The following is a 24,335-nucleotide window of genomic DNA, read 5'->3' on the forward strand; positions in this document are numbered from 1 at the left end:
CATTCCGTCAGCCACCGCCGACAGCCACTACGATTTCCAGTTCATCCCCATCATTCAGCACCGCATTGCCGTGCTGACTGCGAGGCACGATTTGTCCGTTAAGCTCGACAGCAACGCGCTTGCCCGCCAGCTCAAGCACCGGAACCAGATCCGCCACCGAAGCAAGCAAGGCAAATTCCTTCCACTCGCCATTGATGCGCAAACGCATGATTATCTCCTCTCCGCCCGCTGCACCACCACCAGGCTCTGCACCTCGTTCAAGACGCGGGACAGGTGATCCACGCTTTCCACCTGCAAGCGGAAATGAATATGGATGAAGCCGTCGCCCACGTGGGTGTCCTGGGTATCCACGCTTTCGATATTGGCCGAGGCCTGCGAGATAGCAGCGGCGATATCGGCCAGCGCACCACGTTCATTACGCGCCAGCACACTGACACTGACACCAAACATGCGATCGCGCTGGGTTTCCCAGTTAACGTTCAGCAGCTTGTCGTGATCGACCCTCTGCACATTCGGACAGCTGACGCGGTGAATCACCAGCCCCTGCCCCTTGGTAATCACCCCAAGGATTTCATCACCCGGCAAAGGATTGCAACAGCTGGACAGCTGCACGGTGCCGCCTTCATTACCACGGATGGTGACCGGCCCTACCCGCACATCTTCGCCCAGACGCTCGCCAGCCAGCTCGACCAGACGGCGCGCCACCGCGATGGGCAGCAACTTGCCAGCACCAATCTCGGCCAGCACCTCGCCAAAGCCCTGCAGTTTATCCCCATGTACCGCCATATACTCGGCTTTTAGCGCATCATCCAGCAGCAAGGGTGATACCGCCAGCGCACCAATAGCTTGCTTGAGGAGCTTCTCGCCAAGAGTGGAAGCCTCTTCGCGCTGCAGGCTCTTAAGATAGTTACGGATACCGGAACGCGCGCGGCCACTTTGCACGAAAGTGAGCCAGGACGGATTGGGCTTGGCCTGGGTAGACGTGATGACTTCAACCGTATCACCATTGCGCAGCACGGTACGCAGCGGCATCAATACATGATTGACACGGGCAGCAATGCAGCGATGCCCGACATCCGTATGCACCGCATAGGCAAAGTCCACCGGCGTGGAGCCTTGCGGCAACACCATGATCTTGCCCTTGGGAGTAAAGACATACACCTCGTCGGGGAACAGGTCGATCTTGATGTGTTCGAGGAACTCGACAGCATCATCGCTCTCCTCTTGCATGTCCAGCAGGCTTTGCAGCCACTGATGGGTACGCTGCTGCGCCGTGTTGATACCGGCATTGCCACTCTTGTACATCCAGTGCGAAGCCACACCGGCTTCGGCCACCCCGTTCATTTCACGGGTGCGAATCTGCATTTCCACCGGCGTGCCATAAGGGCCAAACAAAGTGGTATGCAGACTCTGGTAACCATTGCCCTTGGGAATGGCGATGTAATCCTTGAACTTGCCCGGAATGGGCTTGTACAGACTATGCAGCGCACCCAGCGCCAGGTAACAGCTGGGGATGTCATTCACCACCACGCGAAAACCGTAGATATCCAGCACCTCGGAAAACGACAAGTGTTTTTCCTGCATTTTCTTGTAGATGCTGTACAGGTTTTTCTCGCGCCCCTTGATGGTAGCTTCGATATTGCTTTCCACCAGCCGCTGGCTGACGGTTTTCAAAATTTTGTTGACCACTTCGCGGCGATTGCCGCGTGCGGCGCGCACCGCCTTGGACAATACGCTGTAGCGATGCGGATGCAGATGCTTGAAGGCAAGGTCCTGCAGTTCGCGATAAACCTTGTTCTGGCCGATGCGGTTGGCAATCGGCGCGTAGATTTCCAGCGTTTCCAGCGCAATGCGCTGACGCTTGTCCTCGCGCATGGAGTCCAGCGTGCGCATATTGTGCAGGCGGTCGGCCAGCTTGACGATAATGACGCGAATGTCGCGCGCCATGGCCAGCACCATCTTGCGGAAGTTTTCCGCCTGGGCGGTTTCCTTGGTCTGGTATTCCAGCCTTTCCAGCTTGGACAGGCCATCCACCAAGTCAGCTACCACCTTGCCGAATTTCTCGGCCAGTGTGGGCTTGGTGACGCCGGTATCTTCCAGTACATCGTGCAGCAGTGCAGCCGCCAGCCCCTGCACATCCAGCCGCCAGTCAGTCAGCATGATAGCAACCGCCAGCGGGTGTGTGATATAGGGCTCGCCGCTCTTGCGGGTCTGTCCTTCGTGCGCCTCGCGGCTGACTTCAAAGGCCTGGCGCAGCAACTGCACGTCTTCCGGTTTGAGATAACGGCCTGCCGCTTCAAAAAAGGCTGCCGCTTCGCGTTCGATCAATGCGTTGTAATCGATGGCGTTCTCAATACCGGTTTCCATGCTTCGCTCCGCCAGCACCCGGATCAACCCTTGTTGCGGGTAAGCACTTCGCGGCCGACATGGCCGGCTGCGATTTCACGCAGCGCAACCACGGTCGGCTTGTGACGGCCGGCATCCACAAAGGATGTTGCGCCGGAAGCCACCTGGCGGGCGCGATAAGCTGCGGCCAGTGTCAGGTCAAAACGGTTCTGGATACGGTCCAGGCAATCATCTACGGTAATACGGGCCATGTGATTTCTTTCGTAAATTAGTACGATGCGGTTAACTATATCGAGTTTTGCCGAAGCAACCAATGCGTGCTAGCCGTGCTGTACGCCCATGCGGGCGAGAGCCGGAGCCAGACGCTGGGTTTGTACCGCAGCACGCAATCTGCGAGCCCGGAAGATGCTGATCAGATCGACGCGAGCACGTTCAAAATCGTCGTTCACCACGATGTAATCGTATTCGGCGACCTTGTCGATTTCCGAACGGGCAGAAGCCAGACGGCGCAGAATCACTTCTTCGCTGTCAGTGCCGCGGCCACGCAGGCGGCGCTCCAGTTCTTCGATGGACGGCGGCAGGATGAAAATGCCCACGGCACCAGGAAATACCTTGCGTACCTGTTCCGCGCCCTGCCAGTCGATTTCCAGCAGGATGTCGTGCCCGGCTTCCAGCCGGCTTTGCAGCCAGCGCACACTGGTGCCGTAGAAGTTGCCGTACACTTCGGCATACTCCAGAAAATCACCGGCAGCAATCATGGACTGGAAGGCAGCATGATCAATAAAATGATAGTGCTTGCCGTCTTCCTCACCAGTGCGTGCAGCACGCGTGGTGTAGGAAACAGACAGCTCAACCGTGGGCTCGGCCTGCAGCAAAGCAGCTACCAGCGAGGTTTTTCCAGCCCCGGACGGGGCAACCACGATATAGATGTTCCCGACTGCCTTGCTCATCAATCGTACATCCTGCCAAAGAAAGAGTAATTTTTCAGAATACCACAGACTGCTTTTCCGGTTAAGTGCAAAAGTATCTTCATGTCAAGATTTAGGTATTTGTCTTCACACCGAAGTAAAATCCTGCGTCTTATCCAATACATAACAAGGCTCGGAGCATCTCTGTCATGCAACTACTGGAAAGCTTTTTCAAGCTGAGGGAACACGGCACTTCGGTCAGAACCGAAGTCATTGCCGGCTTCACCACCTTCCTGACCATGGCTTACATCATCTTGGTAAACCCGTTGATTCTGTCTGCCACCGGCATGGACCTGAATGCGGTTTTCGTGGCTACCTGCCTGGCCGCAGCGCTTGGCACTGCCATCATGGGCCTGGTTGCCAACTACCCGATGGCACTGGCACCGGGCATGGGTCTGAATGCCTACTTCACCTTCAGCGTTGTCAAGGGTATGGGGATCCCCTGGCAGGCTGCACTGGGTGCGGTATTCATTTCCGGTATCGTATTCCTGGCCGTCAGCCTGTTCAAGGTGCGTGAAGCTATTGTCAATGCCATCCCGCGTTCGCTGAAATTTGCCATTTCTGCTGGCGTTGGCATGTTCCTGGCCATCATCGCGCTGAAGGACGCTGGCGTGATCGCCGCCCATCCGGCAACTTACTTGACTCTGGGCAATATTCACAACCCGACCACGCTGCTGGCCATTCTGGGCTTCTTCCTGATTGTGGCTCTGGAATACCGCAAGGTACCAGGCTCCATCATCATCGGCATTCTGGTGGTGACCGCGCTGTCCATCGCGCTGGGCCTGTCCAAGTTTGAAGGCATCTTCGCTCCGGTACCGAGCATGGAACCCACCTTCATGAAGATGGACCTGCACGGTGCCATGAGCGCCGGCCTGGTGGGTGTGATCTTCGTGTTCTTCTTTGTCGACCTGTTTGACACCACCGGCACGCTGGTGGGTGTGTCGCACCGCGCCGGCCTGCTGGACAAGGACGGCAAGCTGCCGCGCCTGAAGCGCGCCCTGCTGGCTGACTCGGTAGCCATCACCGCCGGTGCCATCATGGGTACCTCCTCCACCACTGCCTATATCGAATCCGCCGCCGGCACCGCCGTGGGTGGTCGCACCGGCCTGACCGCCACCGTGGTGGCCATCCTGTTCCTGGCCTGCCTGTGGATTTCTCCGCTGGCCAAGACCGTACCGGCCTACGCTACCGCACCGGCCCTGTGCTATGTTGCCGTGCTGATGGCACGCGGCCTGGCGGAAATCGACTGGAGCGACCTGACCGAGTCCGCCCCTGCGGTGATGACTGCACTGGCCATGCCGTTTACCTTCTCGATTGCCGACGGTATTGCTTTCGGCTTCATCAGCTATGCTGTGATCAAGATTCTGGCTGGCCGCTTTGCCGACCTGAAACCGGCAGTCGTGGTGATTGCCGCGCTGTGGATCTTCAAGCTGGCATTCTTTGCCTGATCCTGACCCGGTCACTCAAGGCCTGCTGCGTGGTGCGGCGGGCCTTTTTGCTTTGTGCGACAGCAAACACGGTCGCTTCATTTGAAAGTACAATAGCGCCATGGAAAATCTCAGCAATCTCGACTACTCCAGCTATCTGAAAGGCTGGATTCGCACCGTGCCCAACTGGCCCAGCCAGGGCGTGATGTTCCGCGACATCACCCCGCTGCTGCAAAACCCGAAAACCTTCCGCATGCTGATCGACATCTATGTGCATCGCTACATGCTGGAAAAGGTAGACCTGATTGCCGGGCTGGACGCACGTGGCTTCATCATCGGCTCGGTCCTGGCTTACGAGCTGAATGTCGGCTTCGTGCCCATCCGCAAGAAGGGCAAGCTGCCCTTCACCACCGTGGCGGAAGAGTACGAGCTGGAATACGGCAATGCCACGGTGGAGATCCACACCGATGCCTGCAAGGCGGGTGACCGCGTCATCCTGATCGACGATCTGGTGGCCACCGGCGGCACCATGATGGCCGGTTACAACCTGCTGAAAAAGCTGGGCGCAGACGTGCTGGAAGCGGCAGCCATCATCGAACTGCCAGAGCTGGGTGGCGGCAAGCTGGTACGCGACAGCGGTCTGGATGTCTTCACCGTCTGCTCCTATGAAGGCCACTGAGCACAACGCACCATCAGCAGGCAGACAAAACGGACCCCAGCGGGTCCGTTTTAACTTCAGGCCAACTTACCAATTAGTCATCATGCCCTCGGGCCTTGTCCAGTAGCTCCAACTGGTAACGACCGTAAGTCAACAGACCGCGCCAGGTCCAGCGCGCCAGCAAGTAGCACAAAAACAAGCCACCACCACCCAGCGCCATCAATAGCAAGCCGGTCAGCAGCATGCCATGGCGGCTCAAGCCCCAGTCCAGGCCGCCAATATCTACCTGCCCTTCCTCATCCTGGATATGCAATTGCCCCAGCGCTTCGCTGCTATCGCGCGCCAGACTGACGACACCATCGCTGGACTGGATGTGAATGCTAGCCCGACCAGACGATGCCTCACGCACCACATCCACACTTTCACCGTTGCTGCCACGAATGTGGATGTTACCCGCCGGGCCGCCCTGGGCAAAATCCGACCAGATGGCCCGTACATCACGCGATTCGTGAATGGCCGGCCAGCCGAACAGCTCATTGCACGCCAGTGTGCCAAACAGCACCAGACCGCCAATCAGGATGCCGGTGGAAGCCAGTGCCGCCATGGTCAGCATCCACAGATAAAACAGGAAGGGAACAGCCAACAGGAAGTTGAGCAGGCCCATACCGGCAATGGCCCCCACCACGGCAAACAGGTTGCCGACCGTCTTGCGGTCTTCCCAGCGGGCAATATGATGGCGTGCCATCAGTTCCCGTGCCAGTTGCTGCGGGTCCCCCAGGCCTGCGGCAATGTCTGCCTCACTACGGCCAGCGGCCAGTCCATCGCAGAAATATTCCTGATAATCGGCGATGATTTCCTGTTTTTCCTGCTGTGGCAGTCGCGCCAGTGCGTCCTGCAACTGACGGATGAATTCTTGCTGGTTCATGCTGTTTCTCCCGTGGCCCGGCCTGCGGCCAGTTGCAACACACTGTTTACATCGCCGACAAACTCCTGCCATTCCTGCTGCATCAATGCCAGCTGGCGTCGGCCTTCTGCCGTCAAGGTGTAGTACTTGCGCGATGGCCCGCTGGCCGACTCCACCAGATAAGTCGATACCCAGGCTTCGGCCTGCAGACGGCGCATCAGGGGATACATGGTTCCCTCACTCACCTCCATGCTGCGCGACAGGATGCTCACCAATTCGTAGGCATAGCTGTCTCCCGCCGCCAGTGCAGCCAGCACACACATGTCCAGCGTGCCCTTCTTCAATTGTGTTTTCATGTTTCACCCCTACCTTGCATTGCACGATAGTTTGGCGTGCCCAATGCAAGGTCAGACCGGATTCTAGTCCCAGCTATTGTGTATTGCAAGGTACATGGTAAAACCACGTAGCTAGCCAGACAGCCCCTCCTAAGAATTATCTGTATAACAACAAGAAAATTCACAATTCATAAAGCATAATCCGTATTATTTTCCATGCAGGAGTGGCAAACATGAGCAGCAAAAAGAAATCGCTGGCGCTGGTACTGGGCGGCGGCGCCCCTAACGCCACCTTGATGGCAGGTTCGCTGGTGGCATTCATCGAAGCAGGCGTGGAGTTCGACATCATTTCCACCTCGGGCGCGGGTGCCATTGTCGGCTTGCTCTATACCGCTGCCAAAGGGCAAGACCCGAAAGCCGCACTGGAAAAACTGGCCGACATGGGGGTGGCCGATGCGCTTTACTCCGCCTTCCCCATCAACTTCAAGGTGTTCAACAAACCGGGGCCGCTGGCCGACATCTGGCGACAGTGGCAGCAAGCCAACCCGTTACTGCAAGCCATCCAGGCCCAGGCTGACCAGGGGCCGCTGCAGCGTCTGGCTGCCGACTGGAGCAGCTGGCTGATGGCTACACTCTGCCCTAGCGATCTGAACGCCCAAAGCCAGGGCCTGTGCGCCCATGTGCCGTTTATCGATCAAGTGGTGGACTTCAGCAAACTGGCCAGCATCAAGCCGCAGTTTTACCTGAATGCTTACAACCTCAGCCAAAAGCGCATGGATTGCTGGGACAAGCAGCAAATCACCCATGAACATTTTCTGGCCGCCCTGTCCTTCCCGCTGATCTACCCGCCCTACCTGCTGGATGACAATTACTACATCGAAGGCGCTGCCATTGACACCCTCAACTTCAAGCGCCTGTTCCAGGATCACCCTCATATCGACACCACCGTGGTGTTCGATGTATTGGGCAGCGAAGAGATCCTGCATCCGCCGCGTGACCTGTACGACGCCTGGGTGCAGTCCATCATCACCCCGCTGACTGAAATTGCCCGTGATGACCTGAAGCTGTTCGAGGCCCTGCACAACAAGGATGCCGAGGGCAAGCCGCGCACCAAGTTGCTGCGTGTGGCTTACGACCAGTTCATCCGTCCGGAGCAGCGTGAGCAGGAACTGGACTGGTCCTATTCCAACCTGTCGCAGATGTACCAGGCCGGCTATGCCGCCGGACAGGCGCTGTGCCGCGACCATGCCGCCGAACTGGGCCTGGCCTGATTCTTTCGCCGCAATGCAACAAGGGCTGCCGCAGCAGCCCTTGTTGATCCACACCTCACCTGCCCCTCAGCCGACGTCGCAACGCAGCAGCAGGTGTTTCAGCGCCCTGGCTCAGTACCACTCGATCCCGGTCTTCTCGGTGGAGATGATGGTGCCGGCTTCGCCCTTGACGATCTTCTCGATGTCTTCCAGCGCGCCAATCACTGCACGCTTGCCGGTCAGGCGGGCGAATTCGCAGGCGGCTTCCACTTTCGGGCCCATCGAACCGGCGGCAAAGCCCAGCTTGTCCATTTCGTCCGGGTGGGCGTGGCGGATGGCTTTGGCTTCCGGGGTGCCCCAGCCAACAAACACGCTCTTCACGTCGGTGGCGATGACGAAGTAGTCTGCGTCCACTTCGCGTGCCAGCAGGGCGGAGGCCAGGTCTTTGTCGATCACCGCTTCCACGCCCACCAGCTTGTCGCCCTGGTACATGGTGGGGATGCCGCCACCACCGGCAGCAATCACGACCGCGCCTTTTTCGATCATCCATTTGATGGGCCGCAGTTCGAAGATGCGTTTCGGTTTCGGGCTGGGTACCACGCGGCGGTAGTAGTCGCCGTCGGCTTTCACCGTCCAGCCGTGGCTGGCAGCCAGCGCTTCAGCTTCTTCCTTGCTGTATACCGGGCCGACGAACTTGGTGGGGTTCTGGAAGGCCGGGTCGGCTGCGTCGACTTCGGTCTGGGTCAGAATGGTGGCCAGCGGCACTTCAAACGGCAGCACGTTGCCCAGTTCCTGTTCGATCATGTAGCCGATCATGCCTTCGGTCTGCGCACCCAGTACATCCAGCGGATAGGGGGTGACCTTGCCGTCGACGTGGCGGGCGTAGGCGTCGTTTTGCAGGCCGAGCAAGCCTACTTGCGGGCCGTTGCCGTGGCACATCACCAGGTTGTGGCCCAGCCGGGTGACGGCGGCCAGTTGTTCGGCGGCCACCTTGACGTTGGCGCGTTGGTTGTCAGCGGTCATGGCTTCGCCACGACGTTGCAGGGCATTGCCGCCCAGGGCTACGACGACTCGCATGATGTTTCCTTTTCTGGCCCTGTCCGCGCGGTCGGGACAGTGGCGTGGCCGGTCTGCCTGTGGCAGGCCGGTGTGTGTCGGATGGGGCGGCAGGTCACCGGGGGATGACCTGCCGGAGGGTGGAATCCGCCTGAGTGAGGGGGTGCGGATTCCGCCGCCACGACTTCAAGGGGGTGTCGTCGTGGTGGGTGAAACGGTGTTGCTGTCAGACTTCAGGCACTGGCGGTGTGGCAAAGTCGTAGGGCTTTGCCACGATGCCTCAGGCTTAATCTCCGAGCGTCGCTACCAAGATGGCCTTGATGGTGTGCATGCGGTTCTCGGCTTGCTCGAAGGCAATGCAGGCTTCGCTTTCGAACACGTCTTCGGTCACTTCAATGCCATTGGCCAGGTCCGGGTACTGGGCGGCGATTTCCTTGCCGACCTTGGTTTCGCTGTTGTGGTAGGCCGGCAGGCAGTGCATGAACTTGACTTGCGGGTTCTGTGCAGCAGCCATCAGCGCGGCATTCACTTGGTAAGGCTTAAGCAGGCGGATGCGTTCGGCCCACACTTCGGCCGGTTCGCCCATCGATACCCAGACGTCGGTATGGATGAAGTCAGTCCCCTTGACGGCTTCAGCAGCGTCTTCGGTCAGGGTGATGCGAGCACCGGTGCGGGCGGCGATTTCACGGCATTCGGCTACCAGTTCGTCGGTCGGCCACAGGTGTTTCGGGGCGCCGATGCGGACGTCCATGCCCAGCTTGGCACCAATCACCAGCAGGGAGTTGCCCATATTGTTGCGGGCGTCGCCCAGGTAGGTGTAGCTGATTTGCGAGATGGGCTTGTCGCTGTTTTCCCACATGGTCAGCACGTCGGCCAGCATCTGGGTGGGGTGCCATTCGTCGGTCAGGCCGTTGTACACCGGGACGCCGGCAAATTTGGCCAGTTCGTTCTCCACCATGTCCTGGTCGAAGCCACGGTATTCGATGGCGTCATACATGCGACCCAGCACGCGGGCGGTGTCTTTCATCGATTCCTTGATACCGATCTGCGAGCCGGACGGTCCGAGGTAGGTGACGTTGGCACCCTGGTCGTAGCAGGCTACTTCGAACGCACAGCGGGTGCGGGTGGAGGTTTTTTCGAAGATCAGGGCGATGTTCTTGCCCTTCAGGTGTTGCTGTTCGGTGCCGGTGTACTTGGCGCGTTTCAGGTCGCGGGCCAGGTCGAGCATGTAGCGGATTTCGCGCGGGGTGAAGTCCAGCATGCGGAGGAAGTTGCGGTTGCGCAGATTGAAGGCCATGGTAACACTCCTTGTTTCGGTGCCGGGTGGCGGGCTTGGCCGTCGCCACCGGGCGATATTGATGTGCTTGGTGTGCTGCGGGTGCAGCGGTTTAAATCTTCACTTCGTCACGGATGATCGGGCAGGTCATGCAGTGACCACCGCCACGGCCACGGCCCAGTTCGGAGGCCGGAATCTCGATCACTTCCACGCCGTGCTGACGCATCAGCTTGTTGGTGTAGGTGTTGCGGTCGTAGGCCACCACCACGCGGCGGTCCAGGGCCACCACGTTGTTGCCGTCATCCCATTGTTCGCGTTCGCGCTGGTAGGCATCGCCGGCGGTCTGGATGATGTGGACTTCCTTCAGGCCCAGTGCCTGGCGTACCACTTCGGTAAACGGTACGCCGTCGTGGCGTTCGAAACGGATTTCGCCTTCCTTGTCAGCGGCGTAGATGCTGGTGCAGACGATGTCGTTGACCACGTCCGGGAATACCGACAGCAGGTCGATATCCAGGAAGCTGAATACGGTGTCCAGGTGCATGGCGGCACGCGATTTGGGCATCTGGCAGGCAATCACACGGGTGGCGCCGCCTTGCTTGCCCAGCACGTTCCTGGCCACTTGCACCACGGCTTGCGGGCTGGTGCGTTCGCCCATGCCGATGAGCACCACGCCGTTGCCGATCGGCATCACGTCGCCGCCTTCCAGCGTGGCCGGGCCGTGGTTCTTGTCGCAATCGCCCCACCATACGTTGACCTTGCCGGCGAAGTACGGGTGGTGCTGGTAGATGGCTTGCAGGATCAGGGTTTCCTGACGGCGGGCCGGCCAGTACATCGGGTTGAGCGTCACGCCTTCATAGATCCAGCAGGACGGGTCGCGCTGGAACAGGCTGTTCGGGATCGGCGGAATGACGAATTCGGACTGGTCCAGATAGCCGCCGAACAGGCCTTTGGGGTCGAACGGCAGTTCGAACTTGGCGATGCCGCCAATCAGGTGTTCGGCCAGTTGGGTGGACGGCATTTCGTCCAGCCAGCTGCGCAGGTCGGTCAGCATGCCGATACCGACGTTGTCGGCCTTGACCTTGCGGTCCAGCAGCCAGCTGCGGGCGGCCTTGTCGTCCAGCACCTGGGCCAGGGCGTCGTGGGCTTCGATTACATGGATGCCACGGGCGCGCATCTGTTCAACCATGTAGGCGTGGTCTTTCTGGGCGCGTTCCACCCAGATCACGTCATCAAACAGCAGGTCGTGGCAGTTGTCGGGGGTGAGGCGTTTGTGGGCCAGGCCCGGACGGCACACCATCACGCTACGCAGCTTGCCGCATTCGGAATGAACACCAAATTTGTTGGTCATGATCAAACTCCTTCAATTCAGGTAAGGGAGTCGGGGAGCACCCTTGAGGCGCTCCTCAGAAATGTTGTTGTCTTGTCTTAGAGGGTGAGCTGGCCGGTGAACAGCTCGTAGGCTGCAATCACACCCAGTACCACAATGATGGCGGCCAGTACGGCTTCAGCACCCTTGAACGGCTTCTCGCCATGTTCTTTCTTGGCCCACAGGTAGAACAGCAGGCCCGGGGCATACAGCACCATCGACAAGAACAGGTACTTCACACCAGCGGCGTAGATCAGCCATACACCGTACACACTGGCGATACCGGCAATACTCAGGTCACGACCCTTGCCTTCACTTGCCTGATAGCCTTCGCCACGCTGGGCCACCATGAAGGAATACACGGCGCACAACAGGTAAGGAATCAGGATCATCGAGGTGGCCAGCGACAGCAGTGCCAGGTAACCGGCCGAGCTGAACAGGGTGATGACCAGGAACAGCTGGATCAGACCGTTGGTCAGCCACAGCGAGGCAGCAGGCGAGCCATTGGCATTGGTGGTACCGAAGATACGCGGCATCACACCGTCTTTACCGGCCAGGTAAGGCGCTTCAGCAGCCAGCAGCGTCCAGGCCAGCAGCGCACCACCCACCGAAATCACCAAGCCGGCGTTCATGATGTTGGCACCCCAGGGTCCAATGGCCTTTTCCAGCACATAGGCGGTAGACGGGTTCTTCAGGGCGGCCAGCTCGGGCTGGGTCATCACGCCCAGCGACAGTACCGACACGGCAACCAAGAGGGCGATGGTCAGCAGGAAACCGACTACGGTAGCCTTGCCCACATCACTCATCTTCTCGGCACGGCCAGAGAACATCGACGCACCTTCGATACCGATGAATACCCACACGGTCACCAGCATGGTGCTCTTCACCTGATCGACAATCGAACCCAGTTTCGGATTACCCCAGAAATCCAGATTGAAGGTGTCAATCCTGAAGGCAAACACCACCAGTACGATGAACAGGGCCAGCGGTACCAGCTTGGCAATGGTGGTGATGGTGTTGATGAAGGCCGCACCATGTACGCCACGCAGTACCAGGAAATGCAGGCCCCACAACAGCACCGAGGCACAGATGATGGCGGTTGGCGTGTTGCCGTCACCAAAAGCGTGGAACCAGAAGCCCAGTGCCGAGAACATCACGACAAAGTAGGAAACGTTACCGATCCAGGCTGAAATCCAGTAACCCCAGGCCGAGTTGAAGCCCATGTAGTCACCAAAGCCAGCCCGGGCATAGCCATAAACCCCGCCTTCTACTTCCGGTTTACGGTTGGCCAGCATCTGGAAGGCAAATGCCAGTGTCAGCATGCCAAGGAAGGTGATGGCCCAACCAATGATGATGGCACCGGCACCGGCACCTGCCGCCATGTTTTGCGGTAGCGAGAAGATGCCGCCACCAATCATGGAACCCACTACCAGTGCGGTGAGCGCACCCAGTTTCAGTTTGGGTGCTCCTCCACCTTGTACTTCCGTTTCAGTGGACATTTTCGTTCTCCGTGAAATACATTGATCTGAAAACTATCTGTATATTATTAATTTCTAATTCGTTGATGTAATGATAGTGATGGACGCGCAAGGCTTCCAGAAACCACAAACAGATGTTTGACCAGGATCAAATGAAAAAAAGGATGCTGCCGGACAACAGGAAACAAGATGGCTGGGTTATAGGTAGTTAGCCCAATTTATCCCAATTGAATTTATAAATTTACAACCATGCTTTATTAGCAATAATTCACAGCTATTGATTAAACAATCAATCACATATGGGTAATGGGCAAAAAAAATGGATACGGCCCACCACCGTATCCACCAACACACACATCAAGAGGAAATCTAGACTTACACCACAATCAAACTGATTCAGTCATTCGGCCCAGCGTTTTTCACCTTGCGGCTAATGACAAAGATCACACCGCATACCACCACGGTAGCAAAGACAATGGTTGCCAAACCCAGAACACCGACATCGTCGGAAAGAAGTTGACCCAGCAGTTCCATTTCTCACTCCTCTAGCTGGCGGTTTGCCGCCTTGATTGATTAGTCGACGGTCATAATAACCCTACAAAAATTGTGGATGTTGATGCAAATCAACAATCCGTTTACGGCACATTTGCCCATGGAAAGTGCCACAAAAACAAAAAGATGCCATAGCCGCAGTCATTGCGACCCGATGGCGCTAACTCACACAGTAGTCACCAGCAATGAAAAAGCCCCTGCATTGCAGGGGCTGATTGATGGCGGCTGGCAAGCAGATCAGGGCTGCTTGTTGCCGCCCATGTCCTTGGACAGGAAGAAGGCATCGGAGAAGAACTCATCTTCCGGTAGCTTGCGCTCGGCAATGAAGCTGCGATGTGCGGATTCCACCATCACCGGCGCACCGCAGGCATACACCTGGTAGCCGGACAGATCGGCAAAGTCATCCAGCACCGCCTGGTGTACAAAGCCGGTGCGGCCTTGCCATTCGTCTTCCGGCAGCGCCTCCGACAACACCGGAATCACGGTGATGTTGGCATGCGCAGCCTGCCAGCTGGCGGCGAGTTCGGCCATGTACAGGTCGGCCTTGGTACGTGCGCCCCAGTACAGCACCATCGGGCGCTGGATGCCGTGATGGATGGCATGCTCGATAATGCCCTTGACCGGAGCAAAACCGGTACCGCTGGCCACGAAGATGATGGGCTTGTCCGAATCTTCACGCAGGAAGAAAGAGCCCATCGGGCCTTTGAAGCGCATGATTTCGCGCTCCTTCATCTGGCTGAACACATAGTCGGAGAAACTGCCGCCGGGCTGGTGGCGAATATGCAGCTCCAGGAAGGCATCATCGTGCGGGGCGTTGGCAATGGAAAAACTGCGTTTCTTGCCATCCTTCATCAGGATGTCGATGTACTGACCGGCGCGGAACTGCAGGCGCTCGGATACCGGCAGCTTGAGCTTGAGCACGGCCACATCGTGCATCTTGACCATGCTTTCCACGCGGCACGGCAGGGTCTTGATCTGGATGTCACCAGCACCGGCCACTTCACGGGCTTCAATGGTGATATCGCCTTGCGGGCGGGCACAGCAGAACAGGGTCATGCCCTGGATGCGTTCGCTTTCCGGCAGGGCTTTTTCCTGATAGCCATCCTGGCTAACCTCACCCTCTACTACCTTGCCCTTGCAGGCACCACAGGCACCATCGCGGCAGCCATAAGGCAGACCGACATTCTGGCGCAAAGCCGCTTCCAGAATGGTTTCATGCGCTTCAACACTGAACGTATGCCCGCTCGGGAGCACTTTGACCTGGGAAGTCATTGGGTACCTTTATTATTCCAAATCTCGGTAAGATGCAGCCTATGCGTACTTTATTGATTGCAGGCATGGGTGATGTCGCCCGACGGGCCCTGCCCCTACTCGTGCAGCACTGGAAAGTGCTGGTTCTGGCACATCACGCACAAGCGGCAGAAACGGCCCGCGCGGGCGGTGCCATCCCGATCATGGCCAATCTGGACGATGCCGCCAGCCTGGAGCGGCTGGCCGGTCAGGCCGATGCCCTGTGGATAACTGCCCCACCACCTGCCAGCGGAATGCGCGACAGCCGCACGCGCAAGTTGTTGTACGCACTGGCAAAAGCCGACAGGATACCACAGCGTATTAGCTATATCAGCACTACTGGCGTGTATGGAAATAGCGCTGGCGACTGGCTGGATGAATGTTCGCCTCCCATGCCGCAAACCGAGCGCGCCTGGCGTCGGCTGGATGCAGAAAACGTCTTGCGAGCCTTTACCCGCCGCCATGGCAGCCAGCTGAGCATTCTGCGCGCGCCGGGAATTTATGCACTGGAACGCCTGCCGCTGACCCGTCTTGTGCAAAACACACCGCTGATCCGGCCCGAGGAAGACAGCTTCAGCAACCATATCCATGCCGACGACCTGGCCAGCCTGTGTATTGCCAGCCTGCAGCAAAACCGTGGCGGCATCCGTGTGTACAATGCCTGCGACCAGGAGCCGCTCACCATTACCGACTGGTACGCCATGCTGGCTGATGCGCTGTCCCTGCCACTGCCGCCACGGCTAAGCCGGGCCGAGGTGCAGGCCGCCGTCAGCCCGGCTTTATGGTCTTACATGGCCGAGTCTCGCCGCTTTCGCCACCAGCGCCTGGCAGAGCTGGGCGTGGCGCTGCGCTATCCCACGGCACGCGAATTTGTCGCACAACTGGCGGCAAACCCGGCCTGGCAGAGCGTGGCACTCGCTAAGGCCGGCAAGATTCGGTAACATGCGCGTCTTCCCGCAATTATCTGTTTGAATCACATGGAAAATCCGGCATTCGGGCGCGCCATCAGAAGCTTTGTGCTGCGTCAGGGACATCTGTCTGCAGGCCAGCAACGCGCAATGGACGAGGGCATGCCCAAATGGGGCATCGACTATCAGCCAACCGTCATCAACCTGGAGCAGGCTTTTGGCCGCCAGGCACCCAAGGTGCTGGAAATCGGCTTTGGCATGGGTGGTGCAACCGCCGAAATCGCCGCGGCCAATCCCGCTATCGACTATCTGGGCGTGGAAGTGCATTCCCCGGGCGTGGGCAATCTGTGCAAGCTGATTGCTGAAAAAGAGCTGAGCAATCTGCGCATCATCCGTCACGATGCGGTGGAAGTACTGGATAACATGCTGGCCGATGGCAGCCTGGACGGCGTGCACATTTTCTTCCCCGACCCGTGGCACAAGAAGCGCCACAACAAGCGCCGCCTGATTCAGGCAGCGCTGGTGGAAAAACTGGTGAAAAAGCTGAAGCCAGGTGGCTATCTGCATGCCGCCACCGACTGGGAAGACTACGCCATCCAGATCATGGAAGTATTCAGTGCCAACAGCGATCTGGCCAATAGCGCAGATGGCTATGCGCCGCGCCCGGACTACCGCCCGCTGACCAAGTTTGAAGCCCGTGGCATCAAACTGGGCCACGGCGTGTGGGACATCATCTTTCGCCGCAAATAAGCCACGCGAACAAAACCCCCGCTCCAGCGTTGCGCCGCCTTGCCGTACTCCATGTACTGTCTGCGGCGGCGCGCCTTGGCCCGGGTTCTCTACGAGGTTTTGTTAGCGGTTCTAAACCAGACCGGTTTCAGTCGGCGGCGGCGCGCCTGCCCAGCAAGACTTCGATGTCCGGCAGCAGCTCATGCGGCGCCACTGCCGGCTCGAAGCGCTTCACCACCCTGCCCTTGCCATCCAGCAGAAACTTGGTGAAATTCCATTTCACCGGATGAGGATGCGCGCTATCTGCCTGGGTCAGCCAGCGCCACAACGGGTGCGCCTGCGGTCCATTCACCTCCACCTTGGCCGACAGCGGCAAGCTCAGTTGAAAGCGGCTGGCACAGAAGCTGGCGATCTGGGCATCGGTGCCGGGTTCCTGCCCGCCAAACTGGTTGCAGGGAAACGCCAGCACCCGCAAACCTTGGCCAGACAGGCTGTCATGCAATTCCTGCAGGCCCGCATATTGCCGGGTATAGCCACATTCACTTGCCGTATTCACCAGTAATACCACCTGGCCCTGCAGGGTGCTTAGCGCCATGGAACTGCCATCCGGCAGGGGCATGGAAAAATCGTAAAGCGTGGTCATGGTGGGTTCCCTTCCGTATAATCGGGGCTTATCCGAGAAACCTACTCAGGTATTGCGCATGTTGTTTTCACCCAGCCGCCAGGATGCGCGCGGCTTCTTCTTCGACACCTGGAAAAAGCACCAGACCGGCAGCGTGCTGACCGATCTGGAAAAGATCGTGCTTTCCATTCTTATAGACCACCCTGAGTACCACTCCATCCTGAATCATCCGGAAAAGTATCTGGAGCAGGAATGGACACCGGAAATGGGCGAAACCAATCCCTTCCTGCATATGGGTTTGCATGTGGCCATCGAGGAGCAGCGCTCCATCGACCAGCCCTTCGGCATCCGCTCGCTATATGCCCAGCTGGCCTTGCGCCATGGCAATGAGCACCGTGCCCAGCACGAGATGATGGAGTGTCTGGGGGAGATGATCTGGCATGCGCAGCGCTATGGCGGCGGCCCGGACGTCAACCGCTACATTTCCTGTGTGCGCGGCAAGCTAGGCATGGGGGAAGAGGACACCCCACGCATCAACCCCAACGATATTCCCGACTGAGTTCACCCGGTGATCACAGCAAAAAAGCAGGCCGCAATGGCCTGCTTTTTTCATGCCCGCACACCCCTCGCCTCACACCACGCGGTGGGCTTCCTTACCGGCAATAAAGGCCGCGATATTGTCCACCAGTTGCTGTGCCAGACGCTGCATCGCCTGCTGACTAGCCCAGCCGATGTGCGGGGTGACAATCAGGTGTGGCAAACGGGCCTTGAGCAGCGGATTGCCTGCCGATGGCGGCTCGGTGCTCAGCACATCAAAACCAGCACCACCCAGTTGGCCAAATTTGAGCGCCGCCACCAGCGCTTCTTCATCCACCAGCCCGCCACGCGCGGTATTGATCAGGATGGCACCCGGCTTCATTGCCATCAGCTCCGGCTGGGCAATCATATTGCGGGTTTCATCGTTCAGCGGGCAATGCAAGGACAGTACATCCGAACTGGCAAGCAGCTGATCAAAGCTGACATAGCCTTCCCGTACCGTGCTGACACCCTTGCGCTCACCAAACTGCACATGCATGCCAAAGGCGCGAGCACGTTCGGCCAGCGCCTGGCCAATGCCACCGGCACCAAGAATGCCGAGGGTTGCGCCCTTCAGGTCGCGAATGGGCGCGCCAAAATGGCAGAACTGCTTGGCCTGCTCCCATACCCCGGCAGCGACATCACGCTGATAGGCCGGCAGATTCTTCATCAGGGCCAGCATCAGGGTGAAGGCATGCTCGGCCACGGTTTCATCGCCGTAATGGCGGATGTTCGCCAGCGCAATGCCTTGCTCGCGACAGGTGGCAACATCGATATGGTTGTAGCCGGTGGCAGCCACGGCCAGCATCTTCACCCTGGGCAGCTGCAGCAGGGTTTCCCGGCTGAACGGCACCTTGTTGGTGATCACGATATCGGCATCCCCCACATGCCGGACAATCTGCTCCGGTGTGGTGGCGGCGATTTCGCGATATTGATGTGCAAACGGAAATACGGGAACCGGGACAGGCAGGCTGTCCCGGTCGAGAAATACGATGGATGGTTGGCTCATCTGTCTGGCGTCAGCTTTCGTAAGAAATCATGGCGCGGTAGGCATGCCAGCTGGCCAGCCCAAGCACGGGCATGATAACGATCAGGCCAATGAAATAAGTGGCAAAACCCACTGCAGTAAGAGCCACAATCATAACGGCCCATACCGCCATCGTCAGCAGATTCTTGTACACCGCCTGCACGCTGTTGATCATGGCGGTAACCGTGTCCACATCTTTATCCAGCATCATGGGAATCGCCACCACGCTGAGCGCAAACACTGCCACGGCGAACAAGAAGCCGACACCAAAATAAGCCAGCAGGAAGGTCATGTTTTCCGGCAGCAGGGCATTGACCAGCAGACTATCCAGCGATGGCAGGCCTGCGGTGTCAAAGAACAGCGCAAACATCAGCAGCGATACCCGGAACCAGCCAAATACCATCAGCGCCAGCAAGGCTGCGTACAGGGTAAAGCCGGGCATGTTCACCCGCCATGCGGTCATGCTGTGCCACAGATTGACACGCTGCTGGGCAAAGACGTTTTCATGCTGCCGTGCCAGATCATACAGACCAATGGCCAGAAACGGCCCGGCCAGCAAGAACAGCGTGGACAGGGTCAGCACAAATTGTGGGGCGCTGTCGAAGTAAGTAATCAACAGATATCCCATCAGGACAAAGACCGCGCCATAGAACATGGCATCGGCTGGTGCCTTGCGCAGGTCTTTCATGCCCTGCTGCAGCCAGACTATGGTTTGGGAAACTGCGACATGATGAACAACCGGGTGCTCCCGGGATGTGCCGTGGGTGATATCCATGACGAATCCCCTTCTGGTGGTGGGTGGGTAAACCAGACAGTTAATTCTTTATAAGCCACTGATTGTCAAATACAAATGACAGAATTTAGCCACCAGGCCGTATAACGGTAGCTGCTGGTACAATGACGCCTTGCTTGAACCAGATACAAGGAACACAAGATGAGCGAATTGATCATTGAAGATCTGACCGTAGGCGAAGGTGCCGAGGCTGTCGCCGGCCAGGAAGTTACCGTGCACTATACCGGCTGGCTGACCAACGGCAGCAAGTTCGACTCCAGCAAGGATCGCTTTCAGCCCTTCAGTTTTCCGCTGGGTGCCGGCCATGTGATCAAGGGTTGGGATCAGGGCGTGGTCGGGATGAAGGTGGGGGGCAAGCGCAAGCTCACCATTCCGGCAGAACTGGGCTACGGTGCCCGTGGTGCCGGTGGCGTGATTCCGCCCAATGCCACCCTGGTATTCGAAGTGGAACTGCTGCAGGTAGGTTGATCCGGCTTGCGCACATGGAAAAAGCCACCGTCGCGGTGGCTTTTTTATTTCAATGACCAGCTTATTTCTTCAGCCCGGAATCCGCACAGCACTTTTTACGCTTACACAGGTAAAGAATGCCCAGCACAGCCAGCAACACGCCAACAACGGAAAGAATGCCCATCTGACCACGATGCACCATGTGCATCAGCCATTCACGCTGGGTTGCTCCGTAATGCCCAAGATAAACCCAGACCGGCACGGAAATAAAGGCAGCAAAACCATCCATCAGCAGGAAGCGCCAATAGGGGACGCGCCGGGTCATGCCTGCGGTAATGAAGATGGGTGAGCGCAAGCCCGGCAGGAAACGGGCGACAAACAACACCCAAGTACCGTATTTCTCGAACTTTTCCTGTACGGCCTCAAAGCGTTCGGGCGTGAGGATGCGGGCGATGGGACGGAAACGCTGCACCTTGTGGCCATAAAAGCGTCCGGCAGCAAACATGATGCCATCGCCGGCCAGTACCCCGGCCATTCCCACCAGGAACATGATGTCCACATCAGCATAGCCAAGGCCGGAAATGATGCCGCCAGCCACCAGAGTAATGTCCTCCGGAATCGGCACACCAAAACCACATACCAGCAATACGGTAAAGACTGCTACATAACCGTAACCGGTAAAGAAATCGAGAAGTATCTGCAGTATGTCCATAGTGCTCCGCCGACCGGCACAGTCTTGTCCTGTCACAAGATTTGGCCACGGGCTGATTGTCCGAGTGCATGATCGGGCGCTTATAATAGCACACCTCGACCTTATCCTTTCTTGACATGACACGCCCTATACGGGTGGAAATCAATCATTCCGCCCTGCGCCATAATTACCTGCAATCCCGTCAACATGCTGCTGGCCGCCAGGCACTGGCCGTGATCAAGGCCGATGCCTATGGTCATGGCGCGCTTGGCTGTGCCAGTGCACTGGCCGATATCGCCGACGGATTTGCCCTGCTCAATATCGAAGATGCCATCGCCCTGCGCCAGGCCGGCATCCAGCAAGCCATTACCTTGCTGGAGGGCCCGTTTGACCGGGCAGAAGTGGAGGCCATGGCAGAATACCGCATTGCCGGTGCCATTCACTCCCCTCACCAGATTGCCTGGCTGCAGGAAGGTTCCCTGCAGCAGCCGGTTGAGGTGTGGCTCAAGATCAATAGCGGCATGAACCGGCTGGGCTTTCGCCCCGAACAGGCCCCGGCGGTGATCCGCCAGTTGCAAGCACTGCCGCAGGCCCGGCTGAGCACCATCATGACCCACTTTGCCACGGCCGATGATGACCGTGGCGTGACGGCACAGTGGCAACGCTTTGCCCCCGTCGCCACGGCCAGCGGCCTGGCGATCAGCGCAGCAAACTCCGCCGCCGTCTTCCGCCACCCGCACACCCACGGTGATGTGGTGCGGCCCGGCATTACCCTGTACGGCTGCTCGCCATTTGCCGACTGCCATGCTGCCGCGCTGGGCCTGCAAACAACCATGACGCTGAGCGCGGACATCATCGCCATCCAGCAGCTACAAACGGGTGACACCGTGGGTTACGGGCTCAACTTCCAGTCCGACAAGCCCATGCGCATCGGTATCGTCGCCTGTGGGTATGCTGATGGCTACCCGCGCATTGCCGCCAATGGCACCCCGGTCATGGTAGACGGCCTGCGCAGCGGCACCGTGGGTCGGGTTTCCATGGACATGCTGGCCATCGACCTCAGCCACATTCCTGATGCAACCATAGGTAGCCGGGTGGAGCTGTGGGGGCCAAACGTGGCAATTGAAGAAGTGGCAGCCGCTGCCGGCACCATTGGCTATGAGCTGATGTGTGCCATCGCCCCACGCGTACCGCGTCAATTGATCTAAAACCCGCAGGCATGACAAAGCCGCTGTATCACACAGCGGCTTTTCTCATGGATTGATGCAGAATCAGGCCACGCGTTCAATGGTGGCAGCTATCTCTCTGGCCCACTTTTCCGACAGCGCACGGTCACTGGCTTCCACCATCACCCGCACAACCGGCTCGGTGCCAGAGGGGCGCAGTACCACGCGACCTACACCTGCCAATGCAGCTTCCGCTGCCGCCAGCGCCTCGGCCGATGCGGCTTTCCAGTCGCAGCCGTTGTGACGCACATTGATCATGGTTTGCGGGAACGGCGTCCAGTCGCTGCAGGCCTCTTCCAGGCTGATGCCCAGTTCTGCCAGGCTGGCCAGCACCTGCAGGCTGGAGATGATGCCGTCGCCCGTGGTGTGCTTGTCCAGGCACAAGATATGGCCCGACGCCTCGCCACCCACCTGCCAGCCATTGGCATGCAGCATTTCCAGCACATAGCGGTCGCCAACTTTGGCACGGCCAAAGGCCACACCAAGCTTGTTGAGCGCCAGTTCCATCGCCATATTGGTCATGACGGTGCCGACCACGCCGCCTTTCAGATCACCGCGTGCAGCACGTGCCTTGGCGATCACGTAGATCAACTGGTCACCGTCATATACCTTGCCATGCTTGTCCACCATGATCAGGCGGTCGCCGTCGCCATCCAGCGAAATGCCGTAGTCAGCATGGTGTTCCAGCACCGCAACCTGCAAGGTTTTGGGATAGGTGGCACCCACCTTGTCATTGATGTTGTAGCCATTGGGGTCACCACCGATAACCACCAGCTCGGCACCCAGCTCGTGGAAGACCTTGGGGGCGATGTGATAGGTTGCACCATTGGCACAGTCCACTACCAGCTTCAGCTGCTTGAGATCACTCTCCCCCGGAAAGGTACTCTTACAGAACTCGATGTAGCGCTCAGCGGCACCCGAGATTCGACGCGCACGCCCCAGCTCGGCCGAGCTGTTGGTGGTCATCGGCTGTTCCAGCATGGCTTCGATTTCCAGCTCCAGCGTGTCATCCAGCTTTTTGCCGCCTTCGGCAAAAAATTTGATGCCATTATCCTGATAAGGATTGTGCGATGCCGAAATCACCACGCCGGCCTCCAGTCGCAGGGCCCGCGTGAGATAGGCAATCCCTGGCGTCGGCAGCGGGCCAGTCAGCAGCACATTGACACCGGCGGCAGTGAAACCGGCCTGCAAAGCTGCTTCCAGCATGTAGCCGGAAATGCGGGTGTCCTTGCCAACCAGCACCGTAGGGCGATGATCCTTGTCATGATCGACCAGCACGCGACCAGCCGCGTAACCCAACTTGAGAACAAAATCCGGGGTGATGGGAAACTGCCCGACCTCACCGCGTACACCATCAGTACCAAAATATTTGCGACTCATTTCATCATCCTAGTCACGTTGCTGTAGCGCCTGGCCAGCAACGGGTAGCTGCAACAATAACCCCTGCGGAACCTGTGTATTGTACCCGTCTGTCCGGTCAGTTGGGCAAGCCTGCGCCATGCAAATCAAATACAGCATCAGACTGCGGAATCAAGTTCAGGCGGAATACGGCTGCAATGCAGCCCACACTTCCAGCGCCTGCCGGCTGGCTTTGACGTCATGCACCCTGACAATCCTGGCACCTTGCTGCAGGGAAACCAGTGCCACGGCCACACTCGCGCCCAGCCGCTCTGTCGGAATGGCTTCGCCGGTAATGGTCCCCAGCATGGATTTGCGCGACATGCCAACCAGCAGCGGAAGACCGCTGATGGCTTCGATACGACGCAGCCCGGCCAGCAATTGCAGATTGTGTTCCAAGGTTTTGCCAAAGCCAAAACCGGGGTCGATCAGCAAGCGCTCGTCGGCTATGCCGGCAGCGCGACATAGCTGTACCCGACGCAGCAGGTAATGTCCCACTTCTTCCACCACATCCTGATAAGCCGGGGCCTCCTGCATGGTGTCCGGATTACCTTGCTTGTGCATCAGGCACAAAGCCACCTGCGACGCAGCTACGGCATCAACCGCGCCATCGTCCTCCAGCGCGGAGACATCATTGATCAGATCGACTGCCCCCAGTTGCAAGGCAGCCTGCATGACCACGGTGCGTCGGGTGTCCAACGATAGCGGAACACCAATGTCCTTCAGCTTTTCCAGCACCGGCAGCACACGGTCCAGCTCTTGCTGCACACTGACTTCCGCCGCACCGGGACGGGTGGATTCCCCACCGATATCCAGAATGGCCGCACCGTCGGCCAACATGCTTTCGGCACGTTGCAGCGCACTATCCAGGGAACTGAAGCGACCACCATCGGAAAACGAATCCGGCGTGACATTGAGAATGCCCATGATCATGGGGCGGGAGAGATCGAGCTTGAAGCGCCCGCATTGAAGCAATTGCATGAAGAGTTCTGCCAGATAAATGCAAAACAGG

The 24,335-nt window shown here is 58.4% G+C and carries 26 protein-coding genes; 8 read left to right on the forward strand and 18 right to left on the reverse strand.

The window, feature by feature from the left end; all coding sequences use genetic code 11:
• Positions 1 to 7: 7 nt before the first annotated feature.
• From thiS to gmk, 4 genes are all read right to left on the reverse strand, one after another.
• A complete protein-coding gene (thiS, locus tag GSR16_RS16900) occupies positions 8 to 208 on the reverse strand; it encodes a sulfur carrier protein ThiS (protein WP_159879426.1) in 201 nt (66 codons plus the stop codon).
• 2 nt (positions 209 to 210) lie between these two features.
• A complete protein-coding gene (locus GSR16_RS16905; protein WP_159879428.1) occupies positions 211 to 2,367 on the reverse strand; it encodes a RelA/SpoT family protein in 2,157 nt (718 codons plus the stop codon).
• Positions 2,368 to 2,390: 23 nt separating this feature from the next.
• Positions 2,391 to 2,597, reverse strand: a complete 207-nt coding sequence (gene rpoZ, locus GSR16_RS16910) for a DNA-directed RNA polymerase subunit omega (protein WP_089083916.1) — start codon at positions 2,595 to 2,597, stop codon at positions 2,391 to 2,393.
• Positions 2,598 to 2,666: 69 nt separating this feature from the next.
• Entirely contained in the window at positions 2,667 to 3,296 is a 630-nt protein-coding gene (gene gmk, locus GSR16_RS16915) for a guanylate kinase (RefSeq protein ID WP_159879430.1), read from the reverse strand.
• A gap of 167 nt (positions 3,297 to 3,463) precedes the next feature.
• On the opposite strand from gmk, the gene GSR16_RS16920 reads away from it, so the two are divergent.
• Positions 3,464 to 4,762 carry an NCS2 family permease gene (locus GSR16_RS16920; RefSeq protein ID WP_159879432.1) on the forward strand — a complete coding sequence of 433 codons (1,299 nt, stop codon included), beginning with the start codon at positions 3,464 to 3,466 and terminating at the stop codon, positions 4,760 to 4,762.
• 100 nt (positions 4,763 to 4,862) lie between these two features.
• Positions 4,863 to 5,420, forward strand: a complete 558-nt coding sequence (locus GSR16_RS16925) for an adenine phosphoribosyltransferase (RefSeq protein ID WP_159879434.1) — start codon at positions 4,863 to 4,865, stop codon at positions 5,418 to 5,420.
• 73 nt (positions 5,421 to 5,493) lie between these two features.
• On the opposite strand, the gene GSR16_RS16930 is transcribed toward GSR16_RS16925, so the two are convergent.
• Both GSR16_RS16930 and GSR16_RS16935 read right to left on the reverse strand, forming a co-directional pair.
• Entirely contained in the window at positions 5,494 to 6,324 is an 831-nt protein-coding gene (locus GSR16_RS16930; RefSeq protein WP_159879436.1) for a DUF1700 domain-containing protein, read from the reverse strand.
• Entirely contained in the window at positions 6,321 to 6,659 is a 339-nt protein-coding gene (locus tag GSR16_RS16935) for a PadR family transcriptional regulator (protein WP_131355748.1), read from the reverse strand. The genes GSR16_RS16930 and GSR16_RS16935 overlap by 4 nt, the downstream gene beginning before the upstream one ends.
• A gap of 212 nt (positions 6,660 to 6,871) precedes the next feature.
• On the opposite strand from GSR16_RS16935, the gene GSR16_RS16940 reads away from it, so the two are divergent.
• The gene (locus GSR16_RS16940; RefSeq protein WP_159879438.1) at positions 6,872 to 7,909 is read left to right on the forward strand and encodes a patatin-like phospholipase family protein; all 1,038 of its coding nucleotides are present in this window, start codon (positions 6,872 to 6,874) and stop codon (positions 7,907 to 7,909) included.
• Positions 7,910 to 8,020: 111 nt separating this feature from the next.
• Here GSR16_RS16940 and arcC read toward each other — a convergent pair whose 3' ends face one another.
• The 6 genes from arcC to GSR16_RS16970 all read right to left on the reverse strand — a co-directional run bounded on the left by arcC (position 8,021) and on the right by GSR16_RS16970 (position 14,888).
• Positions 8,021 to 8,965, reverse strand: coding sequence for a carbamate kinase (arcC, locus tag GSR16_RS16945; RefSeq protein WP_159879440.1), 945 nt, complete (start codon positions 8,963 to 8,965; stop codon positions 8,021 to 8,023).
• 265 nt (positions 8,966 to 9,230) lie between these two features.
• Complete coding sequence (locus tag GSR16_RS16950; protein ID WP_159875327.1) at positions 9,231 to 10,241, reverse strand: ornithine carbamoyltransferase; 1,011 nt, start codon at positions 10,239 to 10,241, stop codon at positions 9,231 to 9,233.
• A 91-nt stretch (positions 10,242 to 10,332) separates the two neighbouring features.
• Positions 10,333 to 11,568 (reverse strand): arginine deiminase, encoded by a 1,236-nt coding sequence (locus GSR16_RS16955; RefSeq protein WP_159879442.1) that lies wholly within the window; start codon positions 11,566 to 11,568, stop codon positions 10,333 to 10,335.
• A 77-nt stretch (positions 11,569 to 11,645) separates the two neighbouring features.
• Positions 11,646 to 13,085, reverse strand: a complete 1,440-nt coding sequence (arcD, locus tag GSR16_RS16960) for an arginine-ornithine antiporter (RefSeq protein ID WP_159879444.1) — start codon at positions 13,083 to 13,085, stop codon at positions 11,646 to 11,648.
• Positions 13,086 to 13,460: 375 nt separating this feature from the next.
• Positions 13,461 to 13,598, reverse strand: a complete 138-nt coding sequence (locus GSR16_RS16965; protein WP_082086308.1) for a DUF3149 domain-containing protein — start codon at positions 13,596 to 13,598, stop codon at positions 13,461 to 13,463.
• 255 nt (positions 13,599 to 13,853) lie between these two features.
• Positions 13,854 to 14,888, reverse strand: coding sequence for a CDP-6-deoxy-delta-3,4-glucoseen reductase (locus GSR16_RS16970; protein ID WP_159879446.1), 1,035 nt, complete (start codon positions 14,886 to 14,888; stop codon positions 13,854 to 13,856).
• A gap of 41 nt (positions 14,889 to 14,929) precedes the next feature.
• On the opposite strand from GSR16_RS16970, the gene GSR16_RS16975 reads away from it, so the two are divergent.
• Positions 14,930 to 15,847 carry an SDR family oxidoreductase gene (locus GSR16_RS16975; RefSeq protein WP_159879448.1) on the forward strand — a complete coding sequence of 306 codons (918 nt, stop codon included), beginning with the start codon at positions 14,930 to 14,932 and terminating at the stop codon, positions 15,845 to 15,847.
• Between the two features lie 36 nt (positions 15,848 to 15,883).
• Positions 15,884 to 16,564 carry a tRNA (guanosine(46)-N7)-methyltransferase TrmB gene (gene trmB / locus GSR16_RS16980; RefSeq protein WP_159879450.1) on the forward strand — a complete coding sequence of 227 codons (681 nt, stop codon included), beginning with the start codon at positions 15,884 to 15,886 and terminating at the stop codon, positions 16,562 to 16,564.
• Between the two features lie 127 nt (positions 16,565 to 16,691).
• Here the strand turns inward: trmB and GSR16_RS16985 are convergent, their stop codons facing one another.
• The gene (locus tag GSR16_RS16985; protein ID WP_159879452.1) at positions 16,692 to 17,186 is read right to left on the reverse strand and encodes a glutathione peroxidase; all 495 of its coding nucleotides are present in this window, start codon (positions 17,184 to 17,186) and stop codon (positions 16,692 to 16,694) included.
• 58 nt (positions 17,187 to 17,244) lie between these two features.
• Between GSR16_RS16985 and GSR16_RS16990 the strand changes: the two genes are divergently transcribed.
• On the forward strand, positions 17,245 to 17,724 hold the full coding sequence (locus GSR16_RS16990; RefSeq protein WP_205677454.1) for a DUF1841 family protein: 480 nt from the start codon (positions 17,245 to 17,247) through the stop codon (positions 17,722 to 17,724).
• A 72-nt stretch (positions 17,725 to 17,796) separates the two neighbouring features.
• Here GSR16_RS16990 and GSR16_RS16995 read toward each other — a convergent pair whose 3' ends face one another.
• Both GSR16_RS16995 and GSR16_RS17000 read right to left on the reverse strand, forming a co-directional pair.
• On the reverse strand, positions 17,797 to 18,750 hold the full coding sequence (locus GSR16_RS16995; RefSeq protein WP_159879454.1) for a D-2-hydroxyacid dehydrogenase: 954 nt from the start codon (positions 18,748 to 18,750) through the stop codon (positions 17,797 to 17,799).
• Positions 18,751 to 18,760: 10 nt separating this feature from the next.
• A complete protein-coding gene (locus tag GSR16_RS17000; protein ID WP_240902527.1) occupies positions 18,761 to 19,456 on the reverse strand; it encodes a DUF2189 domain-containing protein in 696 nt (231 codons plus the stop codon).
• Positions 19,457 to 19,702: 246 nt separating this feature from the next.
• Here GSR16_RS17000 and GSR16_RS17005 point away from each other — a divergent pair, with 246 nt between their 5' ends.
• Positions 19,703 to 20,029, forward strand: coding sequence for an FKBP-type peptidyl-prolyl cis-trans isomerase (locus GSR16_RS17005; protein ID WP_089083143.1), 327 nt, complete (start codon positions 19,703 to 19,705; stop codon positions 20,027 to 20,029).
• A 61-nt stretch (positions 20,030 to 20,090) separates the two neighbouring features.
• Here GSR16_RS17005 and GSR16_RS17010 read toward each other — a convergent pair whose 3' ends face one another.
• Positions 20,091 to 20,720: a DedA family protein gene (locus GSR16_RS17010; protein WP_159879458.1), complete on the reverse strand. Its 630-nt coding sequence runs from the start codon at positions 20,718 to 20,720 to the stop codon at positions 20,091 to 20,093.
• A gap of 116 nt (positions 20,721 to 20,836) precedes the next feature.
• On the opposite strand from GSR16_RS17010, the gene alr reads away from it, so the two are divergent.
• Positions 20,837 to 21,907: an alanine racemase gene (gene alr / locus GSR16_RS17015; protein WP_159879460.1), complete on the forward strand. Its 1,071-nt coding sequence runs from the start codon at positions 20,837 to 20,839 to the stop codon at positions 21,905 to 21,907.
• Between the two features lie 63 nt (positions 21,908 to 21,970).
• Here alr and glmM read toward each other — a convergent pair whose 3' ends face one another.
• Positions 21,971 to 23,305, reverse strand: coding sequence for a phosphoglucosamine mutase (gene glmM / locus GSR16_RS17020; RefSeq protein ID WP_159879462.1), 1,335 nt, complete (start codon positions 23,303 to 23,305; stop codon positions 21,971 to 21,973).
• 156 nt (positions 23,306 to 23,461) lie between these two features.
• Complete coding sequence (gene folP, locus GSR16_RS17025) at positions 23,462 to 24,304, reverse strand: dihydropteroate synthase (RefSeq protein WP_159879464.1); 843 nt, start codon at positions 24,302 to 24,304, stop codon at positions 23,462 to 23,464.
• Positions 24,305 to 24,335: the final 31 nt, after the last annotated feature.

This window comes from Aquitalea denitrificans (genome assembly GCF_009856625.1).
Classification (GTDB): Bacteria; Pseudomonadota; Gammaproteobacteria; order Burkholderiales; family Chromobacteriaceae; genus Aquitalea; species Aquitalea denitrificans.

Coding starts and splice junctions, on each gene's coding strand:
- GSR16_RS16940 (WP_159879438.1), top strand. CDS start 6,872: ATGAGCAGCAAAAAGAAATCGCTGGCGCTGGTACTGGGCGGCGGCGCC.
- GSR16_RS16965 (WP_082086308.1), bottom strand. CDS start 13,598: ATGGAACTGCTGGGTCAACTTCTTTCCGACGATGTCGGTGTTCTGGGT.
- GSR16_RS16975 (WP_159879448.1), top strand. CDS start 14,930: ATGCGTACTTTATTGATTGCAGGCATGGGTGATGTCGCCCGACGGGCC.
- arcC (WP_159879440.1), bottom strand. CDS start 8,965: ATGCGAGTCGTCGTAGCCCTGGGCGGCAATGCCCTGCAACGTCGTGGC.
- GSR16_RS16955 (WP_159879442.1), bottom strand. CDS start 11,568: ATGACCAACAAATTTGGTGTTCATTCCGAATGCGGCAAGCTGCGTAGC.
- glmM (WP_159879462.1), bottom strand. CDS start 23,305: ATGAGTCGCAAATATTTTGGTACTGATGGTGTACGCGGTGAGGTCGGG.
- GSR16_RS16970 (WP_159879446.1), bottom strand. CDS start 14,888: ATGACTTCCCAGGTCAAAGTGCTCCCGAGCGGGCATACGTTCAGTGTT.
- GSR16_RS16950 (WP_159875327.1), bottom strand. CDS start 10,241: ATGGCCTTCAATCTGCGCAACCGCAACTTCCTCCGCATGCTGGACTTC.
- GSR16_RS16905 (WP_159879428.1), bottom strand. CDS start 2,367: ATGGAAACCGGTATTGAGAACGCCATCGATTACAACGCATTGATCGAA.
- rpoZ (WP_089083916.1), bottom strand. CDS start 2,597: ATGGCCCGTATTACCGTAGATGATTGCCTGGACCGTATCCAGAACCGT.
- GSR16_RS16920 (WP_159879432.1), top strand. CDS start 3,464: ATGCAACTACTGGAAAGCTTTTTCAAGCTGAGGGAACACGGCACTTCG.
- GSR16_RS17005 (WP_089083143.1), top strand. CDS start 19,703: ATGAGCGAATTGATCATTGAAGATCTGACCGTAGGCGAAGGTGCCGAG.
- GSR16_RS16990 (WP_205677454.1), top strand. CDS start 17,245: ATGTTGTTTTCACCCAGCCGCCAGGATGCGCGCGGCTTCTTCTTCGAC.
- GSR16_RS17010 (WP_159879458.1), bottom strand. CDS start 20,720: ATGGACATACTGCAGATACTTCTCGATTTCTTTACCGGTTACGGTTAT.
- GSR16_RS16995 (WP_159879454.1), bottom strand. CDS start 18,750: ATGAGCCAACCATCCATCGTATTTCTCGACCGGGACAGCCTGCCTGTC.
- thiS (WP_159879426.1), bottom strand. CDS start 208: ATGCGTTTGCGCATCAATGGCGAGTGGAAGGAATTTGCCTTGCTTGCT.
- GSR16_RS17000 (WP_240902527.1), bottom strand. CDS start 19,456: ATGAAAGACCTGCGCAAGGCACCAGCCGATGCCATGTTCTATGGCGCG.
- GSR16_RS16935 (WP_131355748.1), bottom strand. CDS start 6,659: ATGAAAACACAATTGAAGAAGGGCACGCTGGACATGTGTGTGCTGGCT.
- alr (WP_159879460.1), top strand. CDS start 20,837: ATGACACGCCCTATACGGGTGGAAATCAATCATTCCGCCCTGCGCCAT.
- gmk (WP_159879430.1), bottom strand. CDS start 3,296: ATGAGCAAGGCAGTCGGGAACATCTATATCGTGGTTGCCCCGTCCGGG.
- GSR16_RS16930 (WP_159879436.1), bottom strand. CDS start 6,324: ATGAACCAGCAAGAATTCATCCGTCAGTTGCAGGACGCACTGGCGCGA.
- GSR16_RS16925 (WP_159879434.1), top strand. CDS start 4,863: ATGGAAAATCTCAGCAATCTCGACTACTCCAGCTATCTGAAAGGCTGG.
- arcD (WP_159879444.1), bottom strand. CDS start 13,085: ATGTCCACTGAAACGGAAGTACAAGGTGGAGGAGCACCCAAACTGAAA.
- folP (WP_159879464.1), bottom strand. CDS start 24,304: ATGCAATTGCTTCAATGCGGGCGCTTCAAGCTCGATCTCTCCCGCCCC.
- GSR16_RS16985 (WP_159879452.1), bottom strand. CDS start 17,186: ATGACCACGCTTTACGATTTTTCCATGCCCCTGCCGGATGGCAGTTCC.
- trmB (WP_159879450.1), top strand. CDS start 15,884: ATGGAAAATCCGGCATTCGGGCGCGCCATCAGAAGCTTTGTGCTGCGT.